Source organism: Halanaerobium congolense (assembly GCF_004366375.1).
Lineage (GTDB): Bacteria > Bacillota > Halanaerobiia > Halanaerobiales > Halanaerobiaceae > Halanaerobium > Halanaerobium congolense.
Genome location: NZ_SOEF01000003.1, coordinates 59,954 through 82,135, shown reverse-complemented (window position 1 = coordinate 82,135; position 22,182 = coordinate 59,954). Strand labels below are relative to the sequence as shown.

Sequence of the window (22,182 nt, the reverse complement as noted above, 5' to 3'; positions counted from 1 at the left end):
ATAATATCTAGATAATTAATAAAAGGGGTTAAATTTCACTTGACAAAAACAAATATATAAAAACATTAGGAGGTGAAAGTTTAATAGTTTAAACTATTAAACTAAATATGAAAGATAAAATTATAGAAACAGCAGAAAACTTAAGAGATAATATGATTTTAAGTACCCAGGAATTAGTTAGAATCCCTAGTGTAGAAGCTGAAGCAGCAGGGGAATATCCCTATGGTGTAGAGGTATATAAAGCTTTAGCTAAGGCTGTAGAAATTTCTGAAAATATGGGCTTTAAAACTAAAAATATTGATAACCAGGCTGCTCATGTTGAAATGGGAGAGGGAGAAGAAATTTTAGCTCTGCTCTGTCATGTGGATGTGGTACCAGAGGGAAGCGGCTGGACTTATCCTCCTTATGCAGCTGAAGTTCATGATAATAAAATTTTTGGCAGGGGGACAATTGACGATAAAGGTCCTGCTGTGGCAGCTTTATATGCAATGAAAATAGTAAAAGATTTAAATATTAAATTAAATAAAAGAGTTAGATTAATTTTAGGTACCAATGAAGAGTCAGGTATGGCATCTTTAAATTATTATTTTAAAAAAGAAAAAATGCCGGAGTTAGCCTTTAGCCCTGATGCAACATTTCCAGCAATTCACGCTGAAAAGGGAATTCTAGATTTAAAATTCTCAGCTAATTTAAAAGAAGAAAATAAGGAAGGCTTAAAACTAGAAAAAATTGAAGGTGGAAATGCTGCCAATATGGTTCCCGATTATGCAGAAGCAGTTTTAAGTGGAATTAATAAAGAAGAATTAGAAAAACTCTTAGAAAAAATTGATTATGAGGAAGCTGACTTAAGCTTAGAAGCTGTCGAGGATGAATTTAAAATATCCTATAACGGTATTTCAGCCCATGGTAGTCTGCCTGAAGACGGAAAAAATGCAATCTCTTATTTAATTAAGATTTTATCTGAGCTGCCATTTGCTAAAACTAAGGTGCGGGAATTTTTGAATTTTTACAGCAGTAAAATTGGAATTGAATATGATGGAGCTTCAATAGGCTGTAAAGATCAGGATGATGTACCAACAGCTTTAACTTTTAATACAGGTGTGATGAAAGGAGACCAAAATAAGGTTGAATTTATTGTTAATATTCGCTACCCTGTAAAATCTAAGGCGGAAAAAGTAGTTTCTGATATCAGGAATAATCTTGATAGTGATTTAATCAATGTTGAAATATTAAATGATGTTGAACCTTTATATGCTGCAAAAAATGACCCGTTTATTCAGAAGCTGATGACTGCTTATCAGGAATTTACAGGTGATAAAAGTGGACCAATTGCCATTGGTGGAGGAACTTATGCCCGTCTGGTTGATAAGGGTGTTGCTTTTGGACCCCTGTTTCCGGGACAGCCAGAACTTGCCCATCAAAAAGATGAGTTTATTGAAATAGATGATCTTGTTAGAAGTGCTGCTATTTATGCTAAAGCAATAATTGATATTGCAGGGGTGAAGGATAATGAATAATAAAGCTGAAGAACTGTTAGACTTTCTTAATAGTTCTCTAACTGCTTTTCATGCGGGAACTGAATAAAAAAAGAGCTGCAGCAGGCAGACTTTAAAGATTAAGCCTGACCCAATTAGAACAAAATGTCCTTTGGACAATCTGTAATAGAGTATTGTAATACTGTGCTAATTTATTCTAGGAGGAATTAGAGTGGAAAAATTTGACTTTTCAAAATTAGAAAACAGAACTAATACAATGTCTGCAAAATGGGATAAAAGAAAAGAAATATTTAATAATGAAAATGTTTTACCACTGTGGGTTGCCGATTCGGATTGGCAGACAGCCCCTGCAGTTAAAGAAAGTTTATTAAAAAGAGCTGAAGAGGGAATATTTGGCTATAGTTTTGCCGATCAAAGTGTAGAAGAAGCTGTACTAAATTGGCTTCAAAAAAGATTTAATTTAGAAATAAAGAAGGACTGGCTTATTTTTGATACAGGTGTTGTTCCTGCTATCAACTTTACTTTAAAGACAATCTGTAAAGAGGATGATGCCGTAATAATTCAGCCCCCTGTTTATCGTCCGTTTTTTTTAGCGGTAAAAAATAATAACTGTCAGCTTATAAAAAATGAATTAATAAATAAAGATGGTTATTATCAAATGGATTTAAATGATTTAGAAAATCAGATAGAAACAGCTAAAGCACAAGGAAAAAATGTCAGAGCAATGATTTTTTGCAGTCCCCATAATCCTGTGGGCAGAGTTTGGGAAAAATCTGAATTGCTTAAGCTGCTGCGTTTGTTAAAAAAAGAAGATATTTATCTTTTAAGTGACGAAATACATTCGGATTTAGTTTATCCTGGTATCAAACATCAGCCTGTTTTAAAACTTCTTTTAGCAGGAGAGGAATTTAAAGAATACCGACAAAAGGTAATTTCATATATGGCAGCCAGTAAAACCTTTAATATTGCAGGCTTACATACATCATACACCATTATTGAATCAAAAGAGCTGCGTGCAGCTTATAATGCAGCAAAAGACGGTTTTGGCACCGGGAACAGCCCCTTTGGTCTTATAGGACTAAAAACCGCTTATAATAAGGGAGAGGAATGGCTGCAGGCACAGCTGAAATATTTAAAGGGAAATTATGATTTTCTTAAGGAATTTTTAGCGGCTGAAATACCGCAAATGAAATTAATTAAGGCAGAAGGGACTTACTTAGCCTGGTTAGACTGCAGCCAGCTGGGATTTGAAACTGATGCAGAGCTCATCGAATTTATGAATCAAAAAGCTGAAGTTGGCCTCAATCCTGGACGCTGGTTTGGAGATGCAGGTTCAATGTATATGCGCTTAAATTTAGCCTGTCCAAGGCAGCGCTTAGAAAAAGGATTAACTAGAATAAAAAATGCAGTTGAAAATTTATAGAAAATAAGCTGACTTATTATATTTAAAGAAAAGAAAGGAAGTTCTATTTTGACTAAAGTAGTTGTTATTGGTGGTGGTCCTGCAGGAATGATGGCAGCTCTGCAGGCTGCTGAGAATGGAAATAAGGTTATTTTAATCGAGAGGAATAAAAATTTAGGCAAAAAATTATTAATAACAGGTAAAGGCCGCTGTAATTTAACCAATTATTCGCCTTTAAATCAGCATATAAAGAATATAATTGATAATCCGGAATTTATGTATAGTTCTTTAGCTGAATTTGATGCCTACCGGCTTTATTATTTTTTTGAGGGTTTGGGACTCTCCTTAAAAATCGAAAGAGGAGACCGGGTTTTCCCAAAATCTAACCGTTCTCAGGATGTTTTAAAAGTACTGCAGAAGGAATTATTTAAACATGATGTTGAAATAATACAGGATCAGGCAGTTGAAATTTACAAAGATGAGCAGAAAATTACTGGGCTTGGATTAAAATATCAGGGCCAGCTTCAAGCCGACAAGATAATTTTAGCAGCCGGCGGCAGCTCCTACCCACAAACCGGATCTGATGGCAGCGGCTTTAAACTTGTGCAAAGCTTAGGCCACCAAGTAATTGAACCGGAACCGGGATTATGTGGTCTTAAGACTAAAGAAAGTTGGATCTATCAAGCTCAGGGTTTAAAATTAAAATATGTAGACTTAAAATTAATCAAAGCTGGAGAAGAGATTTATAGGGATTTCGGAGATTTAGAAATTAGAAATGATTATCTGGATGGCCCCTTGATTATTTCTGCCTCAATGTTTATTGATTCTGATCCCAAAAATTATCAGCTTGAAATCGATTTAAAACCTGCCCTTGATCATCAGAGTCTGGACAGAAGAATTTTAAGGGATTTCGAAAAATACAGCAACAAATATTTTGGCAACAGTCTCGATGATTTATTACCCCAAAAAGTGATTCCTATTTTTCTGCAGCTTTCTTCAATTGATTATAATAAGACAGTAAACCAGATTACTGCAGCAGAAAGGAAAGAATTGGTACACTTATTTAAGAATTTGAAACTAAATTTAAAAGCTAAAAAAGGATTTGAGAGGGCAATTGTTACCAGAGGTGGAATTAATACTGAAGAAATTGATCCTAAAACTATGGAATCAAAGCTGATTAATAACTTATATTTTGCCGGAGAAATAATTGATGTGGCAGCAATGACAGGTGGTTATAATTTACAGATTGCTTTTGCAACGGGTTTTAAAGCAGGAAATAATTTAAATTAAGAGTTGAAAAAATTTAAAATAAATAAAGAAAAACCGCAGCCAGCTGACTGCGGTTCTGTTCAGAATTTGATTATATTATTAATTACTCAGCGTCTTCTTCTTGACCCTGAAGCTTTTGTGTAATTACTTGATTTACAGAGTTCATTAACTGATTGAAATGGTTTTGAGCTTCATAAAATTCAGCAATCTTATCATTCTGCTTCATTTTTTGCTCCATTACCTGTAATTCCTGCTTTTGTTCATCAGACATTTGCTGACCATTCTGCTGCATCATTTGTGCCTGCTGATACTTAGCATTTAATTCATCAAGCATTGTTTTTGCATCTTCATCTTCAACCATTTTTTCTTCTTTCTCTCTTAAATCCTGAAATTCTTGTGAATCAACAATTGCTTCTGCAAGATCTTCCGCATATTCCATAACTGTTGCCATTTAATTTCACCTCAATTAAATTATTTAGATTTATTTTGTTTTCTAATAACCATATTTATGTTAACATCAAGTAGAACTGATGTCAAATAAGAATGATAATCAAATAGGGGGAATTTATCATGTCAAATAACTTAAAAATTGAAGTATATTCTAAAGATTGGTGTCCATATTGTAAAAAGGCGAAGGCATTTTTAAAAAGTAAGGGCTTAAAATTTGAAGAGATTGATATTGAAGAAGAAAATAATTATGAGGTAATGCAGGAGAGAACTGGTAATAAAACTGTACCTCAGATCATAATTAATGATCAAAGTCTTGGGGGCTATGATGATCTAATTGCCTTAGAAAATGAGGGGCAGTTTAATAAATTAATTGGCAAAGAAGTAAAAGATTTATCTACTAAAGAGTGGGAACTTGTAATTTTAGGAGCCGGACCAGCCGCTTTAAATGCTGCTCTTTATGGGGCTCGAAAAGGAATTGACCTTCTGCTTTTAACCAAAGATATTGGAGGTCAGGTTATTAATACCAACGAAATTGATAATTATTTAGGCAAAGCTGACACCACAGGGGCAGATTTAATTTATGATTTCTGGGATCATATAGCAAAATATAAGGTAGAAACTGTTATCGGAGAAGAAGCTGTAGGGATAGAAGACCGAGAAAATAAAAAAGTTATTAAAACAGATAATGGCAAGCAATATTTAACAGCATCAGTAATTATAGCAACTGGTGCTCAAAAACGTCATCTTGGCATGAAACAGGAATATGTTCTAACCGGTAAAGGAGTTCATTACTGTGCCAGTTGTGACGCCTTTCTTTACAAGGGCCAGCCGGTTGCAGTTGTTGGTGGAGGTAATTCAGGCCTGGAAGCTGCACTAGATTTAGCCAACATTGATTGTAAAGTAAATTTAATCGAATTTCAAGACAGACTGATGGGAGATAAATACCTGCAGGATAGAGTTAATAATAATGAAAATATAACTGTTTATACATCAACTACAGTCGATGAGATTAATGGTAAAGATAAATTAGAATCAGTTATAATTAAAAATATAAAAGATGATTCTACTCAAAAACTTAATGTCAATGGTTTATTTATAGAAATTGGTCTAATTGCAAATAGTGATTTTGTCAGTGATCTGGTTGAAACAAATAAACAAAAGGAAATTATAATTAATGAAAAAAATGAAACTGGTGTAGAAAGAATCTGGGCAGCAGGTGACGTGACAGATATAATAGATAAACAAATTATAATCTCAGCAGCTGAAGGAGCAAAGGCAGCCTTAAGAGTTAATCAATATTTAGGCTGATAATTTGCTAGATATTAGATAACTATGTATAATGAATGTAAACAAGCGGAGGTGTTGATAAATGGCTGTAGAAAAAGTACAGAAGCATATTTTCATTTCTGGAAGAGTACAGGGAGTAGGATTTAGAGCTTTTATTAGAAGAGAGGCAGCTGTTTTGAATATAAAAGGCTGGGCTAAGAATTTAGTGGATGGTAGAGTAGAGGTTGTTATTCAGGGAAATAAAGACAAAGTGTCCCAGATGATTGCAAAGCTTAGAGAAGGACCTTCTTTTGCCAAAGTAAAAAATTTAAAAATTAATGACGAAGAACCCACTGATTTCAGTGATTTTAAGATAAAGTTTTAAGGGGTAATCTTATGGCAGCTGCTTTAATTGTTGTAGATTTACAGAATGATTTTTCTGAAGAGGGAGTTTTAGCAGTCCCAAATGTATCGGAAATTATTGAAACTGTTAATCAACTATTAAAGGTCAGAAGATTATGCTGATTTAAAAGCAGCTGGAGTCAATTTCAAATAATAGAAAATAGAAGTTGGAAAATAAAAGGAGAGAATTTTTTTGGAAAAAATAGAGTTAATGGCAACTAGTACCTTTGGTATGGAAGCTTTAGTAAAAAAAGAAATAAACGATTTAGGATATGAAATTACCGAGGTTAAAAACGGCAGGATTACTTTTTTAGGTGATCTGCAGGCGGTGGCCAGAGCAAATTTGTGGCTCAGAACTGCAGAAAGAGTTTTGGTGAAAATAGGGGATTTTAAGGCAGATGACTTTGACCAACTTTATGATGGAGTTAAGGCTTTAAACTGGCCCCAGTGGCTGCCCGAAAATGCAGAGTTTCCTGTTAGTGCTAAATCGATAGATTCTAAATTAAGCAGTGTTCCTACCTGTCAATCGGTAACTAAAAAAGCTGTTGTTGATAGGCTGAAAGAAGAATATGGAACCGATTGGTTTGATGAAAATGGTCCGCTTTATCCGATAGAACTAGCTTTATATAAGAATCGAGCAATTTTAACAATTGATAGTTCAGGTACTGGCCTGCATAAAAGAGGTTATAGAGATTTATCAGTTACAGCACCTATTCAGGAAACTACTGCAGCCGGCATGGTTTATTTAAGCCGCTGGGATCAGAATAGAATATTAATCGATCCTTTTTGTGGTTCTGGTACAATTTTGATTGAGGCAGCTATGATGGCCAAAAATCAGGCACCTGGACTAAAAAGAAAGTTTAATTCAGAAAAGTGGCCAATATTTGATGACTTCGAATGGCCCAGAGCTCGAGTTGAGGCAAAAAAGTCAAAAAAGATTAATGTTGAGCCTCGTTTAATAATGGGTTATGATCATGATCCAGAAGCAATCAGCATTGCCCGTTACCATGCCAAACAGGCAGGGGTAGAAGATATAATTCATTTTCAGGAACAGGAGTTCAAAGATTTTTCAACTAATCGTAAGTATGGTTATATAATTACTAACCCTCCATATGGTCAGAGAATGGGAGAAAAAGAAGAAGTAGAAGAATTGTATAGAGCAATGGGGGAAAAGTTTTTAGAACTTGAGACCTGGTCTTACTATATTATTACTTCTCATTCTAAATTCGAAGAAATTTTTGGAAAAGAGGCAAGCAAAAGGCGAAAATTATATAACGGTGGTGTAGAGACTCAATATTATCAGTACTATGGTCCCTGGCCGCCAAAGAATTGAGTGAGCGAAAATGCTTAGATTTAGAAAGTATTTTCCTTATCTGGCCGGTTTGATCTTTAGTTCAATATTTGGCTTTTCATTTTTATTTACCAAGGAGGGGTTGGAGCTGATGACTCCTTTCCACCTGCTTGGTTTTCGTTTTGCAATCGCTTTTATTGCCTTGAGTATTTTAAGATTTATTGGTATAATAAATATCAATTTGAAATCAAAAAATTTAAAGAAGCTGTTTCTTTTAGCGTTATTTCAACCGGGAATTTATTTTATCTGTGAAACTACAGGTATGTTATATACAACATCATCTGAAGCGGGAATGATGATTGCTCTGATTCCGGTAGCTGTTACTATCTTAGCAGCTTTGATTTTAAATGAAAGACCTACCTTTATACAGAGCATTTTTGTTGCTCTATCTGTGGGAGGAGTCTTTTTTATTATTTTTAACAGAGGAGCCTCACCGATAGAGGGTAATTATTTAGGTTTATTACTCTTAGGAGGAGCAGTAATTGCAGCTGGATTTTATAATATTATTTCCAGACAGCTCTCTTTAGAATTTAAGCCGGTTGAGATTACATATGTAATGATGGGTTTTGGTGCTTTTTTATTCAATACAATTGCACTATCTCAAAATAATTTTGACTTAAGCAGTTATTTTAATTTATTAACAAATAGGGTCGTTCTGATTACTGTTCTTTACTTAGGATTATTTTCATCAGTAGTAGCTTTTTTTATGATGAATTATACTTTATCTAAAATTACAGCAGCTGAATCAGCAGTCTTTGCAAATTTAACTACTGTTGTTTCTATAGCCGCTGGAGTAGTTTTTAGAAATGAGCCCTTTTTTAAATTTCAAGTAGTTGGAGCAGTCTTAATAATAATTGGTGTCTGGGGAACAAATTACTTTGGACGCCCCGTAGTCGAGGAAGGAGAAAAAATTTATGAAAAAGTATAATGTAGCAGTAGTAGGTGCAACAGGTTTAGTGGGGAGAGAAATGCTTAAAACTTTAAGCCAGAGAAATTTCCCGATTGATGAGCTTAAGGTTATAGCATCTGAGCGTTCTGAAGGAAAAAAAATTCAATTTAACGATAAAGAGTTAACAGTAGAGTCTGTAAAAGAGGGAACTTTTGCAGGGGTTGATATTGCCTTATTCTCTGCAGGTAGTGGTGTGTCAAAAAAGGTAGCACCTCAGGTAAAAAAAGCAGGAGGGATAGTAATAGATAACAGCAATGCTTTTAGAATGGATCCCGAGGCTCCTCTAGTAGTACCAGAAGTAAATGGCGAAGATTTAAAGAAACATCAGCAGATAATTGCAAATCCAAACTGTTCAACCATTCAGATGGTAATGCTCCTAAAACCTCTGGCAGAAAAATATGGTTTAAAAAGATTGGTAATTAATACCTATCAGGCAGTGTCAGGTGCCGGAAAAAAAGCAGTTGATGAGTTAATGGAGCAGACAAAAGCTTATCTGAATAAAGAAGAAATCAAAAACGATAAATTTAAGCATCAGATTGCTTTTAATGCAATTCCACAGATTGATGTCTTTTTAGAGAATGATTATACAAAAGAAGAGATGAAGATGGTTAATGAGACTCATAAGATTTTACATGATCCAGAACTTCCTATAACAGCAACCTGTGTTCGGATACCAGTTGTCTTTGGGCATGGGGAATCATTAAATATTGAATTGAAAAATGATTATAGGATTGAAGAAATAAAGAAATTGTTTAATGAAACCAAGAATGTAGAAGTGGTGGATGATCCAGCTCAAGAAAAATATCCGCTGCAGATAGATACAGAAAATAATGATAATGTTTTAGTGGGAAGAATAAGAAGAGATAATTCAGTTGAAAATGGGGTTAACCTCTGGTTAACTGCAAATAATCTGAGAAAAGGTGCTGCTTTAAATGCAGTTCAGATTGCGGAATATTTAATAGAAAATAATTTGGTCTAAAAATTATAAAAGCTTGATTCTGCTTGTTTTTTATTTCAATACTATGTATAATAGTATTAACGTTTTGGACGGGTTTCTTATTTTTTTTAAAAATTACAGGCAGAATTAAGAATTTTTTTATGTTTAAATTTAATATTTGTATGATTATTATAAAGTTTAAATTTAGAATAACGACAATGAAATTTGAAAGTTGACGATTTAACTTTGGTTTTAAAATATTATGGAGGTGTTTTGTTTTTTAAATGAATGATAACAATAAAATAAAAAATGTTTCGATGACTACACTTGGTGGAGTAGGAGAAATAGGTAAGAATATGTGGGTCCTGGAAATTGGCGATGAGATGTTGATAATTGATTCGGGAGTTAAATTTCCGGAAAATGATCTATTAGGAATTGACCTTGTAATTCCTGACTATGAATATGTGATTAAGAACAAGGATAAAATTAACGGAATTGTTTTAACACATGGTCACTTAGATCATATTGGAGGCCTACCTTATTTATTAAAAGAGATTAATGTTCCTATTTATGGAACTAAATTAACTCTGGGGCTCTTAGAGGGGAACTTAAAAGAACATCGACTACTAAATGATACAAGATTAAAAGTGGTTCATCCCGGCAAACAGTACCAGGTAGGTAATTTCGGAGTTGAATTTCTAAGAGTAAATCACAGTATTGCTGACACCTGTGCACTTGCTATTGAAACTCCACTGGGAACTATTGTTTATGCTAGTGACTTTAAATTTGATCAGACTCCAATTGATGGAGAAGTTGCAGATTTTCACAGATTGGCAGAGATTGGAGATAGCAAAGAAGGTGTTTTAGCTTTATTCTCTGACAGTACAAATGTAGAAAGAGAAGGCTATACATTATCTGAAAAAGTTGTAGGAGAAACTGTGGATGAAATACTTAGAGGAGCAAGGGAAAGAGTAATTATTGCTACCTTTGCTTCAAATATTCACAGGGTTCAGCAGATTGTAGATGCTGCCTTTAAATACAACAGGAAAATTGCTTTTTCTGGTCGTAGTATGCTTAATAATGTTGACATAGCACGTCGACTGGGTTATCTGCGGATACCGGATGATATGATAGTTGACATCAGAGATATTGGAGACCTTTCTGACAGTAAAGTAACTTTACTGACAACAGGTAGTCAGGGAGAGCCCTATGCTGCTCTAACAAGGATGGCCCGAGGAGATCATTACCATATTAACATTAAAGAAGGCGATACAGTAATGATATCTGCTTCTGCTATTCCAGGTAATGAAAAATTAATTGGTGAAACCATTAATAAACTTTACCGCAGAGGAGCTAATGTAATTTATGAAGATGTTTCCGGTGTTCATGTTTCCGGTCATGCCAGTCAGGAAGAATTAAAGTTAATGCTAAATCTGGTTAAGCCAAAATACTTTGTGCCTGTACATGGAGAATATAGACATCTTTATAAACATGCGGACCTGGCAGAAAAAGTTGGTGTTCCACGTGCTAATATTTATATTGCTGATGTGGGAGATAAGATCAACTTTTCTGACGAAAAAGTCAGCAAGGATTATAATGTCCAGTCAGGTGATGTACTAATTGATGGTTTAGGTGTTGGTGATGTAGGTAATATTGTTTTAAGAGATAGAAAATTATTATCTGAGGATGGTATAATTATTGTTGTTGTTACAATTGACAAACACGGTAATATTCTGGTTGGCCCAGATATTATCACCCGCGGATTTGTTTATATTAGAGAATCTGAAGAATTAATTGAAGCAGCTACTCAGCGTGTTGAAGATGCACTTAAAGACTGTGAAGAAAATAATATAACTGAATGGTCAGTTCTTAAAAACACTATTCGCAACTCACTTAATAATTATATTTATCAAAAAATAAAAAGGAATCCAATGATTTTACCTGTAATTATGGAGGTATAGAAACTAAATTCAATTAACCAGCTGTGTAAAAGCAGCTGGTTTTAAATTTGAACATATGTTTCTAGATGTGCTATAATAATTAGAAGGAGGAATAAAAATTGAATAGTTTTCAGGCTGTATTTTTAGGATTGATTCAGGGATTAACTGAATTTATACCTGTCAGCAGTTCTGGGCACTTGGTAATTGTGCAGAGCTTTTTAAATATTAAAGAAGATCAGATATTATTTAATGTTATTTTACATATTGGTACTTTAATTCCTATTTTTATTATATTCTGGCAGGATATTAAAGATATGATTTTACTTAAAAAAGAAAAAAGAAAAGAAACTTTTTATATTTTACTTGCAATTATACCAACCGGAATTATCGGAGTCTTATTTGAAGATTTTTTTGAAAAACTTTTTGCAAATGCATATTTAACTGCTTTAATGCTGATAGTAACCGGTTTAATTTTATATATTACCGAAAAAATTGAAAGTGGAGTCAAAGAAGTTGAAGAATTAAAATTCTGGCAGCCTTTAATAGTTGGTTTGGCACAGGGGGCAGCTATTATACCTGGTATCTCAAGATCAGGTTCAACAATTGCAGCTTCTTTATTCCAGGGCTTAAATCGAGAAGCAGCAGCTAGATTTTCTTTTTTAATGTCTATTCCGGTAATTGGGGGAGCAGGTTTTTTACAATTTTTAAAAGTTGTTGAAACTGATGCTTTTAATCTGGAATTAAAGATAGTTCTATTTGGTTTTTTAGCAGCTGTTATTTCCGGTTATTTAGCGATTAAGATTTTACTAAAGGTTTTGGCTGAGAAAAAACTGAATTATTTTAGTTATTACTGCTGGTTTGTAGCTGCAGTGGTTATTTTTATAAATTTGATTTAAAACTATTAGATTTGACGTAACGGGATAATCTTAAGGAGGGGCAGAAATGAGTGATCAAAAAAATGATCCTAAAATTGAAAGGAGAAAAAATGAGATTTTAGGACTGTTTTTAATTACCTTTGCTGCAATCAGTTATTTTGCAATTTTTAGTAATTCTGCAGGTTTATTAGGGGATTATATGAGTAGAGGCTATTATTTTTTAGTTGGAAGCGGCAGTTATATTTTGCCTCTTTTATTTGTTTACTGGGGAATACAATTAATCAGATCAAAGACAATTAAATTTTCAGCTCAATTTTTAGGACTGATAATTTCTTTTATAGCTATTATATCTATTATTAATTTAAATGAAGGCGGAAATTTATTTTTAAACACACCTCAAAATGCAGCTGGTGGAGTAATTGGAGGAGCAATTACCTATTTTTTAGTAGAGCTATTTGCAGTTAATGGTGCCTATATCATTCTTTCTGTCCTATTATTAATCGGAATTTTACTTTTATTTGATTTATTTTTACATAATATTTTTAGAAAAACTAAGGCTGTTATCTCTAGTTTTAATCAATTGCTTAGAAATTTAAAGGAAAATATTATTTCATTTTTCAGCAGTTTAACTTTGGGGAGATTCAATATATTTGCTAAATTAAAAGAAAACAGAAAACAGAAAAAAGAAAAAAAGAAGAATGATTTAAATAAGCCAGAGCTTGAATCTAAAAATATTGTTGAAGAGAAAAATACTGGAGGCAGCACTGAAGTTCAAGTTGAAAATGCAAAGAATAATAAGAGCTCTAAAACAGCTAAAATGAAAGACAAAAAGAATAAAAATAAAAAATCAAGCAGAACAAAAAAAGAAATTGAAGAAGAGAAAAATAAAGAAATAACCGAAGACTTTGATATCAGTAAAGATCAATCTAAGGATATTAAAGGCCAGGGAGAAAAACACGGGGATTATACTTTACCCGGAATCTCACTTTTAAATGATTCGGGCAAAAAGAAGGTAAAATTAGCAAATAAAAGTGAGTTATTAGAGGAAACACTCAACAGTTTTGGGGTTGAAGCCAAGGTGATTAATGTTAATCATGGTCCAACAATTACCCGTTATGAAATACAACCAGCAACTGGGGTCAAAGTAAGTAAGATTGTTAATTTATCAGATGATATTGCCCTTGCTTTAGCAGCTCGTGATGTGAGAATAGAAGCCCCAATTCCCGGCAAAGCTGCTGTTGGCATCGAGGTTCCGCACGGCAATGACATAACAGTCTCCTTTAGAGATGTTATAGTCTCAGAAGAATTTCAAAAAGCTGAGGATAAGCTGACTCTGGCTTTAGGTAAGGGAATTGACGGTGATACAGCAGTTTTTAATCTGGCTAAAATGCCTCATTTGCTTGTTGCAGGTGCCACAGGATCTGGAAAAAGTGTTTGTATAAATACCTTAATTAGCAGTATTCTTTATCGGGCTACTCCTGAGGAAGTTAAACTGCTGCTGATAGATCCTAAAAAAGTAGAATTGAATATTTATCAGGGTTTACCACACCTAATTACACCTGTAGTGACCGATTCTAAAAAAGCAGCTAATGTTTTAAAACTGGTAGTAGAGGAAATGGAAAACCGCTATGACTTATTTTCCGATACCGGAAGTAGAGGGATAGAATCATATAATGAAAAGTTAGATGATCCTGAAGATAAAATGCCATATATAGTGGTAATCATCGATGAGCTATCTGATCTAATGATGGTCGCAGCAAATGAAGTTGAAGATAATATTTGTAGACTGGCACAGATGTCTAGAGCTGCAGGAATTCACTTGATTATCGCAACTCAAAGACCTTCAGTCGATGTAATTACTGGTTTAATTAAAGCAAATATCCCTAGTCGAATTTCTTTTGCGGTGTCCTCGGCCACAGATTCAAGAACAATTTTAGATATGGGTGGAGCTGAAAAGTTATTAGGAAAAGGAGATATGCTTTTTGCACCTGTGGGAATGCAGAAACCGCAGAGAATCCAGGGAGCTTTTTTAACAGACAAAGAAATTTCTGATATTACTGCTTTTGTCAAAGACCAAGCAACTGCTGAATATAAAATTGAAAAAGATGACATAAAAGAAGTAGAGTTATCAATAATAGATGATGAGCAGGATGAATTATATGAAGAAGCTGTTAAACTGGTAGTTAAATACCGAGCCTCGATTTCAATGCTGCAGCGGAGGCTGCATATTGGGCACTCTCGCGCTGCAAGATTAATTGACAGTATGGAAGAAGATGGGATAGTAGGTCCTTATGCTGGCAGTAAACCACGCCAGGTTTTGGTAGAAGAAGATGATTTAGAAGCAATTCTAAATGGTGAGTATGATAATGAAGCTGAGGCTGAAGAAAAAAATAATACTCAAAATAGTTAAAATCTTGACAAAAAAATTGAATTGTGATACTATTTAGTTAGTTGTCAGACAGGTAAGACGTCTGTCTAAGAAAGGAGGGTAATCGGACTTGGAGATATTAAAACAAGATAAAAGACCATTATATCTGAAAATTAAAGAACACATTGAAAATTTAATTGACCAAGATATTTATGAAGCAGGTGACAAACTGCCCTCCGAGACAGCTTTTGCTAAAAAACTGGATGTCAGTAGAGCTAGTTTGCGTGAGGCACTTCGTGTTTTAGAAAAAGAAGGTAAAATCATTAAAAGTCAGGGAGTTGGAACTTTTGTTGCAAAACCTATTCCTCGCTTTAAGAGAGGAATTGAAGAATTATTTAGTGTTACAGATACTATTAAAAATGAAGGTTTTACCCCGGGAACGAAAGATTTAGAAATTAAAAATGTAAAAGTTGATAAACAGCTTGCTTTTAAAATGAATATTGATCAAAATGAAGATATTTTAAAATTGCAGCGGGTTAGAACTGCTGATGACAAGCCGGTAGTTTTTTGTATTGATTATTTAAATACAAATCTATTTCCAATAAAAATTAATGAGGACTTCAGTAATTCACTTTTTGATCTGCTGGAAAATAAGTATAAGTTAAAAATAAAGTATGCTGTAACAGAAATTATTCCGGTTACCGCAAAGAAAAAATTGGTGGAAAAGTTAGAAGTGAAAAAAAATGCAGCTATTTTGCTCTTAGAACAGATGCACTATGATGAACAGGAGCGTTTATTTTTATATTCAAAAAATTATTTTAGAAGTGATCAATTTCAATTCAAAGTGCTTCGCAGCAGAAAAAAGTAAGATTTTTTTAATTTAAATAATATTCGCACAATTTAGCTTGATTAAGTGGTTTTATGTTGCAAATATAATATAAAAATGTTATATTATATTTGTAATTCACAAATTTTGGTATCATTCAAAAAAAATATATGAGGGGGTCATTATTTTGAAAAAAGTTTTAAGTTTAGCGATTATTTTTACCTTTGTAATGATGGTAATTTTTGCAGCAGTTCCAGCTGCAGCACAAGACACTAGAGTAGGTATCGTTCTTTCTACTGGTGGACTTGGAGATCTTTCTTTTAATGATGCAGCATACCGCGGTTTACAGCGTGCTGAAGAAGAATTAGGAATCGAATTTCAGTATATCGAGCCAGCTGATCCATCTGAAGATGAGACAGCTTTAAGAAGATTTGCTAACAGAGGTTTTGATCTAGTAATTGGTGTAGGATTTCAAATGTCAGATACTTTAGAGCTAGTAGCTCAAGACTATCCTAACGTTAAATTTGCCCATGTTGATCAGGACTTTGGAGAAGATATTTTAGATAATGTTGTTTCCCTAAACTTTGCTGAGTGGGAGGGTTCTTTCTTAGCAGGTGCCCTTGCAGCTTTAGTTAGTGATACTGGAGTTGTAGGTTATGTAGGAGGAGTTGATTCTTCATTAATTCAGCGTTTTGAAGGTGGATTCTATCAGGGTGCTAAGTATATAAATCCTGATATTGAAGTTAACAGAAGATATGCTGACTCCTTTGGTGATCCAGCAAGAGGTAGAGAAATTGCCCTTGGTATGATTGATGATGGCGCAGATGTTATTTATCATGCTGCTGGTGGTACAGGTAGTGGGGTATTCCAGGCTGCTGGAGAAGAAGATGTTTATGCAATTGGTGTTGACTCCAACCAGAACTATGTTGAGCCGGGCCACGTAATTGCTAGTATGTTAAAAAAAGTTGACAAGGCAGTATTTGATATAGTTAAAGCTGTTGATGAAGGAACTTATGAAGGTGGACAAAACCTTTATTTTACTCTTGAAGACGGTGGAATCGATTTAACCAGTTTAACTGAAGTAGGACAGCCAGTATTAGATGCTCACGAATCTGGTTTAATTACTGATGAAGAATTAGAAACTATTAGAACTATGAAAGAAAAAGTTACTGCTCCTCACGCTGATAAAATAGCCGAAATTAAAGAAGGAATTATCAATGGCGAAATAAAAGTAGAGAACTGGGGAGTTACAGGCAGACCTGAAAATCTAGAGTAAATTATTTAAATTATAGTATTTAAATTATAGTATTTAAATTTAAGGAGGCTCTGCTAGTTATGCAGAGCCTCTATTAAATTGTAAATCATTCCAGGGAGGAATAAAAATGGCCAGGGAAGATAATTATATTTTAGATATGCAGAATATAACTAAAATATTTCCAGGTGTTAAAGCAAATGATAATGTAAATTTATCTATTAAAAAAGGAGAAATCCATGCTCTTGTTGGTGAAAATGGTGCCGGCAAAACTACTTTAATGAATGTTTTGTATGGTCTATATGATCCTGAAGGTGGTCAGGTTTTTTATGAAGGTAATAAAGTTAATGTAGATGGGCCTCAGGATGCAATAGATTTAGGAATAGGAATGGTGCACCAGCACTTCATGTTGGTTGATCCACTAACAGTTACTGAAAATATTATTTTGGGTAATGAACCCAGAAAAGGACTAAAAATTGACCAAAAAAAGGCCAGAAAAGAAGTAGAAAATATTTCTAATAAGTATGGGCTTTATGTAGATCCAGATGCAAAAATCCAGGATATCTCTGTTGGAATGCAGCAGCGAGTTGAAATCATTAAAACATTATATAGAGGGGCAGATTTATTAATTTTTGATGAACCAACAGCTGTTTTAACCCCACAGGAAATTGATGAATTATTTGATATTTTTAGATCTTTAAAAGAACAGGGAAAAACGATAATTTTCATTACTCATAAACTAAAAGAAGTTAAGGAAATTTCTGATAGAATTACTGTTTTACGTGGTGGTAAAAGTATTGATACAGTAGACACTGCCAATGTTAGTGAGGAAGATGTTGCTGAATTAATGGTTGGACGTCCTGTTTTGTTAGAAGTTGAAAAAACTAAGGCTAAGCCTGGTAAAATTTTTTTAACAATTGAAAATTTGAAGGTTAAAAATAATAGAAATATTCAAGCTGTTAATGGAGTTTCACTCACTGTTAAAAAAGGTGAAATTCTAGGAATTGCCGGAGTTGAAGGTAACGGACAATCTGAATTAATTGAGGCAATTACAGGTTTGAGAAAAATTGAATCAGGTCAGGTTAAAATAAAAGATAAAGAAATTACTAAATTTAATGCACGTGAAATTAAAAGAGAAGGTGTAGCTCATATTCCTGAAGATAGACAAAAACGTGGTTTAATAATGGACTTTGATTTACAAGAGAATATGATTTTAGGTTATCATGATTTAGAACCATTTTCTAAAAACGGAATTATGAATTATAATAATATTAGAAATTATACCCAAGAATTATTAGAAAAGTTTGATGTTCGCGGTGGTGAAGTCACGACTGATGCGAAAAGTTTATCTGGTGGTAACCAGCAAAAAGTTATTGTTGCTCGCGAATTTTCGCATGATCCCGAATTGTTAATTGCTTCTCAACCAACTAGAGGTGTTGATGTTGGTTCTATTGAGTTTATTCATAAACAGATAATTGACCGCAGAGATAATGGAGCTGCTGTTTTATTAGTTTCAGCAGAATTAAGTGAGATTTTATCTTTAAGTGATAGAATTGCAGTTATTTTTGAAGGTGAAATTGTAGATATCTTAGATGTAGAAGATGCTGATGAAAGAAAACTTGGTAATTTAATGACCGGTTCAAAAGCTGATGCAGGAGGTGAATCCATTGAATAGCAAAATGGAAAATTTTAAATCTTTACTAACTGATGTAGGAATTTCAGTTTTATCTATTACAGTTGCACTATTATTTGGAGTGTTTTTTATATTACTGACTGAAGAATCTCCTGCAACTGCATATGAAGCCCTTTATTTTGGAGCTTTTGGTAATTTTAGAAATATTTTAAATACACTCTGGAGATCAACTCCTTTAATTTTAACAGGACTTGCCTTTGCCCTACCTTATCGAGCGGGATTGATTAACATTGGAGCAGAGGGACAATTTTTAATGGGAGGATTTGCAGCTGGTGTAGCGGGATATTATTTCACATCTTTACCAGCTATTATTCATCTACCTTTGGCAATTTTAGCCGGTGTTGTTGCAGGTGCTTTATGGGCAGGTTTAGCCGGTTGGCTAAAGGCTAAAATGGAAGTAAATGAGGTTATTTCAACAATTATGTTGAACCATATTGCTGTTGCTTTAACTATAAATTATGGTATTAATAAATTAAGAACTTCAACAAGAATGGCAACACCTCAAATTATGGAGTCAGCTAAATTAACTAGATTTAAGGAAATGGCAGATAGTGCTTTCTGGTCTAAACTTCCTTTTGTAGAGGTATTTGCAGACCCAGGAATCAGACTGCATATGAACTTTGTTTTAGCATTAATAGCTGCAGTTATACTCTGGTATTTACTTTTCAAAACCAGTCTAGGCTATGAATTCAGAGCTGTTGGCTTAAATCCAGATGGAGCTGAATATGGTGGTATTAATGCTAATAAAACAATTATTTGGACAATGTTAATTGGTGGTGCTGTTGCTGGATTAGGTGGTGCTGGTGAGACTTTAGGTACTCATTTAAGCTTTATGGCTGGTATGGATGCTGGCTTTGGTTTTACAGGTATTGCCGTTGGTTTAATTGGACAATCACATCCAATTGGTGCAATATTTGGTGGACTTTTATTTGGAGCTTTAAATCAGGGTGGTTTAGAAATGCAGTTTGCTGGTGTACCATCGGAGATTGTTAATATTATTCAGGCATTGGTAATTTTCTTTGTTGCTAGTTTGCAGATTATAAAAATATTTATGAAAAATAGAAGAGAAAAAGAGGGGGTTGAATAATGGATACTTTATTAGAATTAATCTCACTTCCTCTAATCTTATCAAGTTTTAGATTTGCAACCCCATTAATTTTGGCTGCACTTGGAGGAATTTTTTCTGAGAAATCTGGAGTTATTAATATTGCTTTAGAAGGTATTATGTTATTTGGTGCTTTTGCTGCTGTTTTGGGAAGTGCTCAAACAGGAAATCCTTGGATGGGAGTTCTCTATGCTATGGTCGGAGGAGTCTTATTTGCCGCAATTTTAGCCATAGTTAGTATTGTATTTCGAGCAGATCAGATTGTAATTGGTACGGGTATTAATATTTTTGCATCTGGTATAACTATTTTCTTACTGCAAATTTTCTTTAACGTAAAAGGTACATCTCCTTTAGTTCCGCGTTTACCCTTTATGAGAATTTTTGGTGTAAGGTTTAGTGTTTTAACATATGTATCATTAATTTTAGTACCAGTTGTTTATTATTTCTTTTATAAGACTCATTGGGGGCTTAGAATTCGTTCTATTGGTGAACATCCAGCTGCTGCTGATACACTTGGAATTAACGTTAATCGCTGGAGATTCCTTAGTGTTTTAATGAGTGGTGTTTTAGCCGGTCTGGCTGGTGCACATCTATCAATTGGTGATGGAAGTGCGTTTGTTAGAGAAATGTCTGCAGGACGTGGTTTTATTGCTCTAGCAGCTATGATTTTTGGTAAATGGCACCCTGTTAAGGCGTTTGGGGCCGCAATGCTCTTTGGTTATGCTGAAGCAGTAGCGGTTAGAGTAGATTTTGCCTTTATTCCTTCAGAATTAATAAGTGCAATACCATATGTAGTAACTATTGTTGTACTGGCCGGATTTATCAGTAAATCTGTTGGTCCAGCTGCTTCTGGTGAAGCATATGTAAAAGGTGATAGATAATAGTAAAAGTGAGAATTAAAATTAAATATGTTTATCAAAGAATAAAAGAGCAGCTGATGCTGCTCTTTTATTTATGAAATTTAATTCAAAAAATTATTCATAAAAGTTAATTTAAATAATATTTTTCAACAAAATATTTAACAAGATAGGGTCTGCTTCAATAGAAATTAAAAATAATCTGACAAAATAATTAAATTAATGATTAAAGTATGTTATAATAAACTAGAGTTTTTATTTAATGATAAATAAAAGACATCTAATATAAATTATATTTGTATTGTAAAAGGAGGATATTTCATTGGAAGATATAGAATTGGGAACATTACTGAAAAAAGCGAGACAGGAAAAGGGATTGACCCTTGATGATATTCAAGAAAGAACAAAAATAAGGAAAAAATATTTAGAGGCTATTGAAGCAAATAATTTTGATATTTTACCGGGTAAAGTTTACCTAAAAGTTTTTGTCAAAGGGTATGCTAGAGAGGTTGATATAAATTATAAGGAACTGTTGAATTATTATCCTGTTTTAAATATTAAAGAAGAAAAGACAAATAATTTACATAAAGATTATCTGGATGGAAATAAAGTTTCTCATAAAATAAAAAGAAATAACAGCCGCAAAAAAAGCATTTTCAAGATTATTTTTATAGCAATTGCTGCCCTCTTTTTAATCGCAGCTGCTGTTTATACCTTTCAATATTTTAGCGACTCAGGAATAAGATTATTGAATCAAAATAACAGTGAAGAACAGCAAATTGTTAATCAGGGTGCAGAAATTGTAGAAAATAAAGAGAGTAATATGGAAGCTAACAACAAACAAAGTGCAGCTGATAATCAAGCTGAGATGGAAGTAGATCAGACAATATTAGATGAATCAACAGCATCCAATGAGCAGTCTGATAATCAAAATGACATTTTAAATTCTATTAATGCTGATATTTTATCAAATCAAAATCCAGAAATTATAAACCAGAATAATTTTAATAATACAGCGGAAATCGATGATCTAGAAACTGATGAAATTAACCAGGAAGCAGTCAATAATGATTCAGATGCTGAAGCCAATAATGAGGCTCAAAACACTGCTGAGAATATTCCAGATACTGAAGAAAGCCAACAGCTTACAGAGGCAGATAGAAACATTGTTTTTAAAGCTAACAATACTGTTTGGGTTAATGTTAGACTTGATGGTGAATCTGCTTTTAGCGGTATTTTAGAAGCTGGAGACAGCAGAGAATTTGAGCTTGATAATCAACTTTATATAAAAATTGGTAATGCTAGCGCTATTACAGCCTTAGTTAATGGGGAAGAAAGAGGTCCCTGGGGTGGAACTGGTGGTATTGTCGAACTGGAATTTACAGCTGTAGATGAAGGAATTCAAATAAATAATCTAAGGGAATAGTTAAATTAAATTGTAGTTTGAATAATTTTTTATTAAAAATTCTATATTAAAGCAAAAAAACACCCGTTAAAAACGGGTGTTTTAGTATCATAAAAAAATGGTGGAGGGAAAAGGATTTGAACCTTTGTAGGCATCGCCGGCAGATTTACAGTCTGCTCCCTTTAACCACTCGGGCATCCCTCCTGATGAAATTGGTACCCTCAAGGGGATTCGAACCCCTGCCGCCAGGATGAAAACCTGGTGTCCTAGACCCCTAGACGATGAGGGCAAATTGCTTTTTTATAAGCACAATTAATAGTATATAGTAACTTTAGTTTA

At 33.7% G+C, this 22,182-nt stretch carries 19 protein-coding genes and 2 tRNA genes; 18 read left to right on the top strand and 3 right to left on the bottom strand.

What is annotated here, in order from left to right; genetic code table 11:
* The first annotated feature begins 107 nt into the window (after positions 1–107).
* The 3 genes from pepV (at position 108) to C7954_RS02055 (ending at position 4,188) form a co-directional block, all read left to right on the top strand.
* Complete coding sequence (gene pepV, locus C7954_RS02065) at positions 108–1,517, top strand: dipeptidase PepV (RefSeq protein ID WP_089722729.1); 1,410 nt, start codon at positions 108–110, stop codon at positions 1,515–1,517.
* Positions 1,518–1,707: 190 nt separating this feature from the next.
* On the top strand, positions 1,708–2,919 hold the full coding sequence (locus C7954_RS02060) for a MalY/PatB family protein (protein WP_073155527.1): 1,212 nt from the start codon (positions 1,708–1,710) through the stop codon (positions 2,917–2,919).
* 48 nt (positions 2,920–2,967) lie between these two features.
* Entirely contained in the window at positions 2,968–4,188 is a 1,221-nt protein-coding gene (locus tag C7954_RS02055) for a BaiN/RdsA family NAD(P)/FAD-dependent oxidoreductase (protein WP_134058586.1), read from the top strand.
* Positions 4,189–4,270: 82 nt separating this feature from the next.
* Here the strand turns inward: C7954_RS02055 and C7954_RS02050 are convergent, their stop codons facing one another.
* Positions 4,271–4,618, bottom strand: a complete 348-nt coding sequence (locus C7954_RS02050) for a YlbF/YmcA family competence regulator (RefSeq protein ID WP_073155521.1) — start codon at positions 4,616–4,618, stop codon at positions 4,271–4,273.
* Positions 4,619–4,737: 119 nt separating this feature from the next.
* Here C7954_RS02050 and grxC point away from each other — a divergent pair, with 119 nt between their 5' ends.
* The 15 genes from grxC (at position 4,738) to C7954_RS01975 (ending at position 21,864) form a co-directional block, all read left to right on the top strand.
* Positions 4,738–5,925 (top strand): glutaredoxin 3, encoded by a 1,188-nt coding sequence (grxC, locus tag C7954_RS02045; RefSeq protein ID WP_089716611.1) that lies wholly within the window; start codon positions 4,738–4,740, stop codon positions 5,923–5,925.
* Positions 5,926–5,986: 61 nt separating this feature from the next.
* Positions 5,987–6,268 (top strand): acylphosphatase, encoded by a 282-nt coding sequence (locus C7954_RS02040; RefSeq protein WP_073155515.1) that lies wholly within the window; start codon positions 5,987–5,989, stop codon positions 6,266–6,268.
* Positions 6,269–6,279: 11 nt separating this feature from the next.
* The gene (locus tag C7954_RS02035; protein ID WP_081374464.1) at positions 6,280–6,408 is read left to right on the top strand and encodes an isochorismatase family protein; all 129 of its coding nucleotides are present in this window, start codon (positions 6,280–6,282) and stop codon (positions 6,406–6,408) included.
* Between the two features lie 70 nt (positions 6,409–6,478).
* On the top strand, positions 6,479–7,618 hold the full coding sequence (locus C7954_RS02030; protein ID WP_134058583.1) for a THUMP domain-containing class I SAM-dependent RNA methyltransferase: 1,140 nt from the start codon (positions 6,479–6,481) through the stop codon (positions 7,616–7,618).
* A gap of 10 nt (positions 7,619–7,628) precedes the next feature.
* Entirely contained in the window at positions 7,629–8,564 is a 936-nt protein-coding gene (locus C7954_RS02025; protein WP_134058580.1) for a DMT family transporter, read from the top strand.
* Positions 8,551–9,564 (top strand): aspartate-semialdehyde dehydrogenase, encoded by a 1,014-nt coding sequence (locus tag C7954_RS02020; RefSeq protein WP_089719128.1) that lies wholly within the window; start codon positions 8,551–8,553, stop codon positions 9,562–9,564. The genes C7954_RS02025 and C7954_RS02020 overlap by 14 nt, the downstream gene beginning before the upstream one ends.
* A 242-nt stretch (positions 9,565–9,806) precedes the next feature.
* Positions 9,807–11,483 (top strand): ribonuclease J, encoded by a 1,677-nt coding sequence (locus C7954_RS02015; protein ID WP_089716609.1) that lies wholly within the window; start codon positions 9,807–9,809, stop codon positions 11,481–11,483.
* Between the two features lie 98 nt (positions 11,484–11,581).
* Entirely contained in the window at positions 11,582–12,358 is a 777-nt protein-coding gene (locus C7954_RS02010) for an undecaprenyl-diphosphate phosphatase (protein ID WP_089716608.1), read from the top strand.
* A 46-nt stretch (positions 12,359–12,404) separates the two neighbouring features.
* Positions 12,405–14,747 (top strand): FtsK/SpoIIIE family DNA translocase, encoded by a 2,343-nt coding sequence (locus tag C7954_RS02005; protein WP_089716607.1) that lies wholly within the window; start codon positions 12,405–12,407, stop codon positions 14,745–14,747.
* A gap of 88 nt (positions 14,748–14,835) precedes the next feature.
* Complete coding sequence (locus C7954_RS02000; RefSeq protein ID WP_081374463.1) at positions 14,836–15,573, top strand: GntR family transcriptional regulator; 738 nt, start codon at positions 14,836–14,838, stop codon at positions 15,571–15,573.
* 145 nt (positions 15,574–15,718) lie between these two features.
* The gene (locus C7954_RS01995) at positions 15,719–16,807 is read left to right on the top strand and encodes a BMP family lipoprotein (RefSeq protein ID WP_073155496.1); all 1,089 of its coding nucleotides are present in this window, start codon (positions 15,719–15,721) and stop codon (positions 16,805–16,807) included.
* 106 nt (positions 16,808–16,913) lie between these two features.
* Positions 16,914–18,458 (top strand): ABC transporter ATP-binding protein, encoded by a 1,545-nt coding sequence (locus C7954_RS01990; RefSeq protein WP_134058577.1) that lies wholly within the window; start codon positions 16,914–16,916, stop codon positions 18,456–18,458.
* On the top strand, positions 18,451–19,563 hold the full coding sequence (locus C7954_RS01985; RefSeq protein WP_073155491.1) for an ABC transporter permease: 1,113 nt from the start codon (positions 18,451–18,453) through the stop codon (positions 19,561–19,563). Before C7954_RS01990 ends, C7954_RS01985 begins: the two co-directional genes overlap by 8 nt.
* The gene (locus C7954_RS01980) at positions 19,563–20,462 is read left to right on the top strand and encodes an ABC transporter permease (RefSeq protein ID WP_073155490.1); all 900 of its coding nucleotides are present in this window, start codon (positions 19,563–19,565) and stop codon (positions 20,460–20,462) included. The genes C7954_RS01985 and C7954_RS01980 overlap by 1 nt, the downstream gene beginning before the upstream one ends.
* Positions 20,463–20,760: 298 nt before the next feature.
* Positions 20,761–21,864 carry a helix-turn-helix domain-containing protein gene (locus C7954_RS01975; RefSeq protein WP_089719126.1) on the top strand — a complete coding sequence of 368 codons (1,104 nt, stop codon included), beginning with the start codon at positions 20,761–20,763 and terminating at the stop codon, positions 21,862–21,864.
* Positions 21,865–21,962: 98 nt separating this feature from the next.
* Here C7954_RS01975 and C7954_RS01970 read toward each other — a convergent pair.
* Both C7954_RS01970 and C7954_RS01965 read right to left on the bottom strand, forming a co-directional pair.
* Positions 21,963–22,047: transfer RNA gene (locus C7954_RS01970), tRNA-Tyr, on the bottom strand.
* 9 nt (positions 22,048–22,056) lie between these two features.
* Positions 22,057–22,132: transfer RNA gene (locus C7954_RS01965), tRNA-Glu, on the bottom strand.
* Between the last annotated feature and the right edge of the window lie 50 nt (positions 22,133–22,182).

What these genes read in the sequence shown, in the direction of transcription:
- pepV (WP_089722729.1), top strand. Translation starts at nt 108, where the DNA reads ATGAAAGATAAAATTATAGAAACAGCAGAAAACTTAAGAGATAATATG.
- C7954_RS02050 (WP_073155521.1), bottom strand. Translation starts at nt 4,618, where the DNA reads ATGGCAACAGTTATGGAATATGCGGAAGATCTTGCAGAAGCAATTGTT.
- grxC (WP_089716611.1), top strand. Translation starts at nt 4,738, where the DNA reads ATGTCAAATAACTTAAAAATTGAAGTATATTCTAAAGATTGGTGTCCA.
- C7954_RS02040 (WP_073155515.1), top strand. Translation starts at nt 5,987, where the DNA reads ATGGCTGTAGAAAAAGTACAGAAGCATATTTTCATTTCTGGAAGAGTA.
- C7954_RS02035 (WP_081374464.1), top strand. Translation starts at nt 6,280, where the DNA reads ATGGCAGCTGCTTTAATTGTTGTAGATTTACAGAATGATTTTTCTGAA.
- C7954_RS02025 (WP_134058580.1), top strand. Translation starts at nt 7,629, where the DNA reads ATGCTTAGATTTAGAAAGTATTTTCCTTATCTGGCCGGTTTGATCTTT.
- C7954_RS02020 (WP_089719128.1), top strand. Translation starts at nt 8,551, where the DNA reads ATGAAAAAGTATAATGTAGCAGTAGTAGGTGCAACAGGTTTAGTGGGG.
- C7954_RS02015 (WP_089716609.1), top strand. Translation starts at nt 9,807, where the DNA reads ATGAATGATAACAATAAAATAAAAAATGTTTCGATGACTACACTTGGT.
- C7954_RS02005 (WP_089716607.1), top strand. Translation starts at nt 12,405, where the DNA reads ATGAGTGATCAAAAAAATGATCCTAAAATTGAAAGGAGAAAAAATGAG.
- C7954_RS01990 (WP_134058577.1), top strand. Translation starts at nt 16,914, where the DNA reads ATGGCCAGGGAAGATAATTATATTTTAGATATGCAGAATATAACTAAA.
- C7954_RS01980 (WP_073155490.1), top strand. Translation starts at nt 19,563, where the DNA reads ATGGATACTTTATTAGAATTAATCTCACTTCCTCTAATCTTATCAAGT.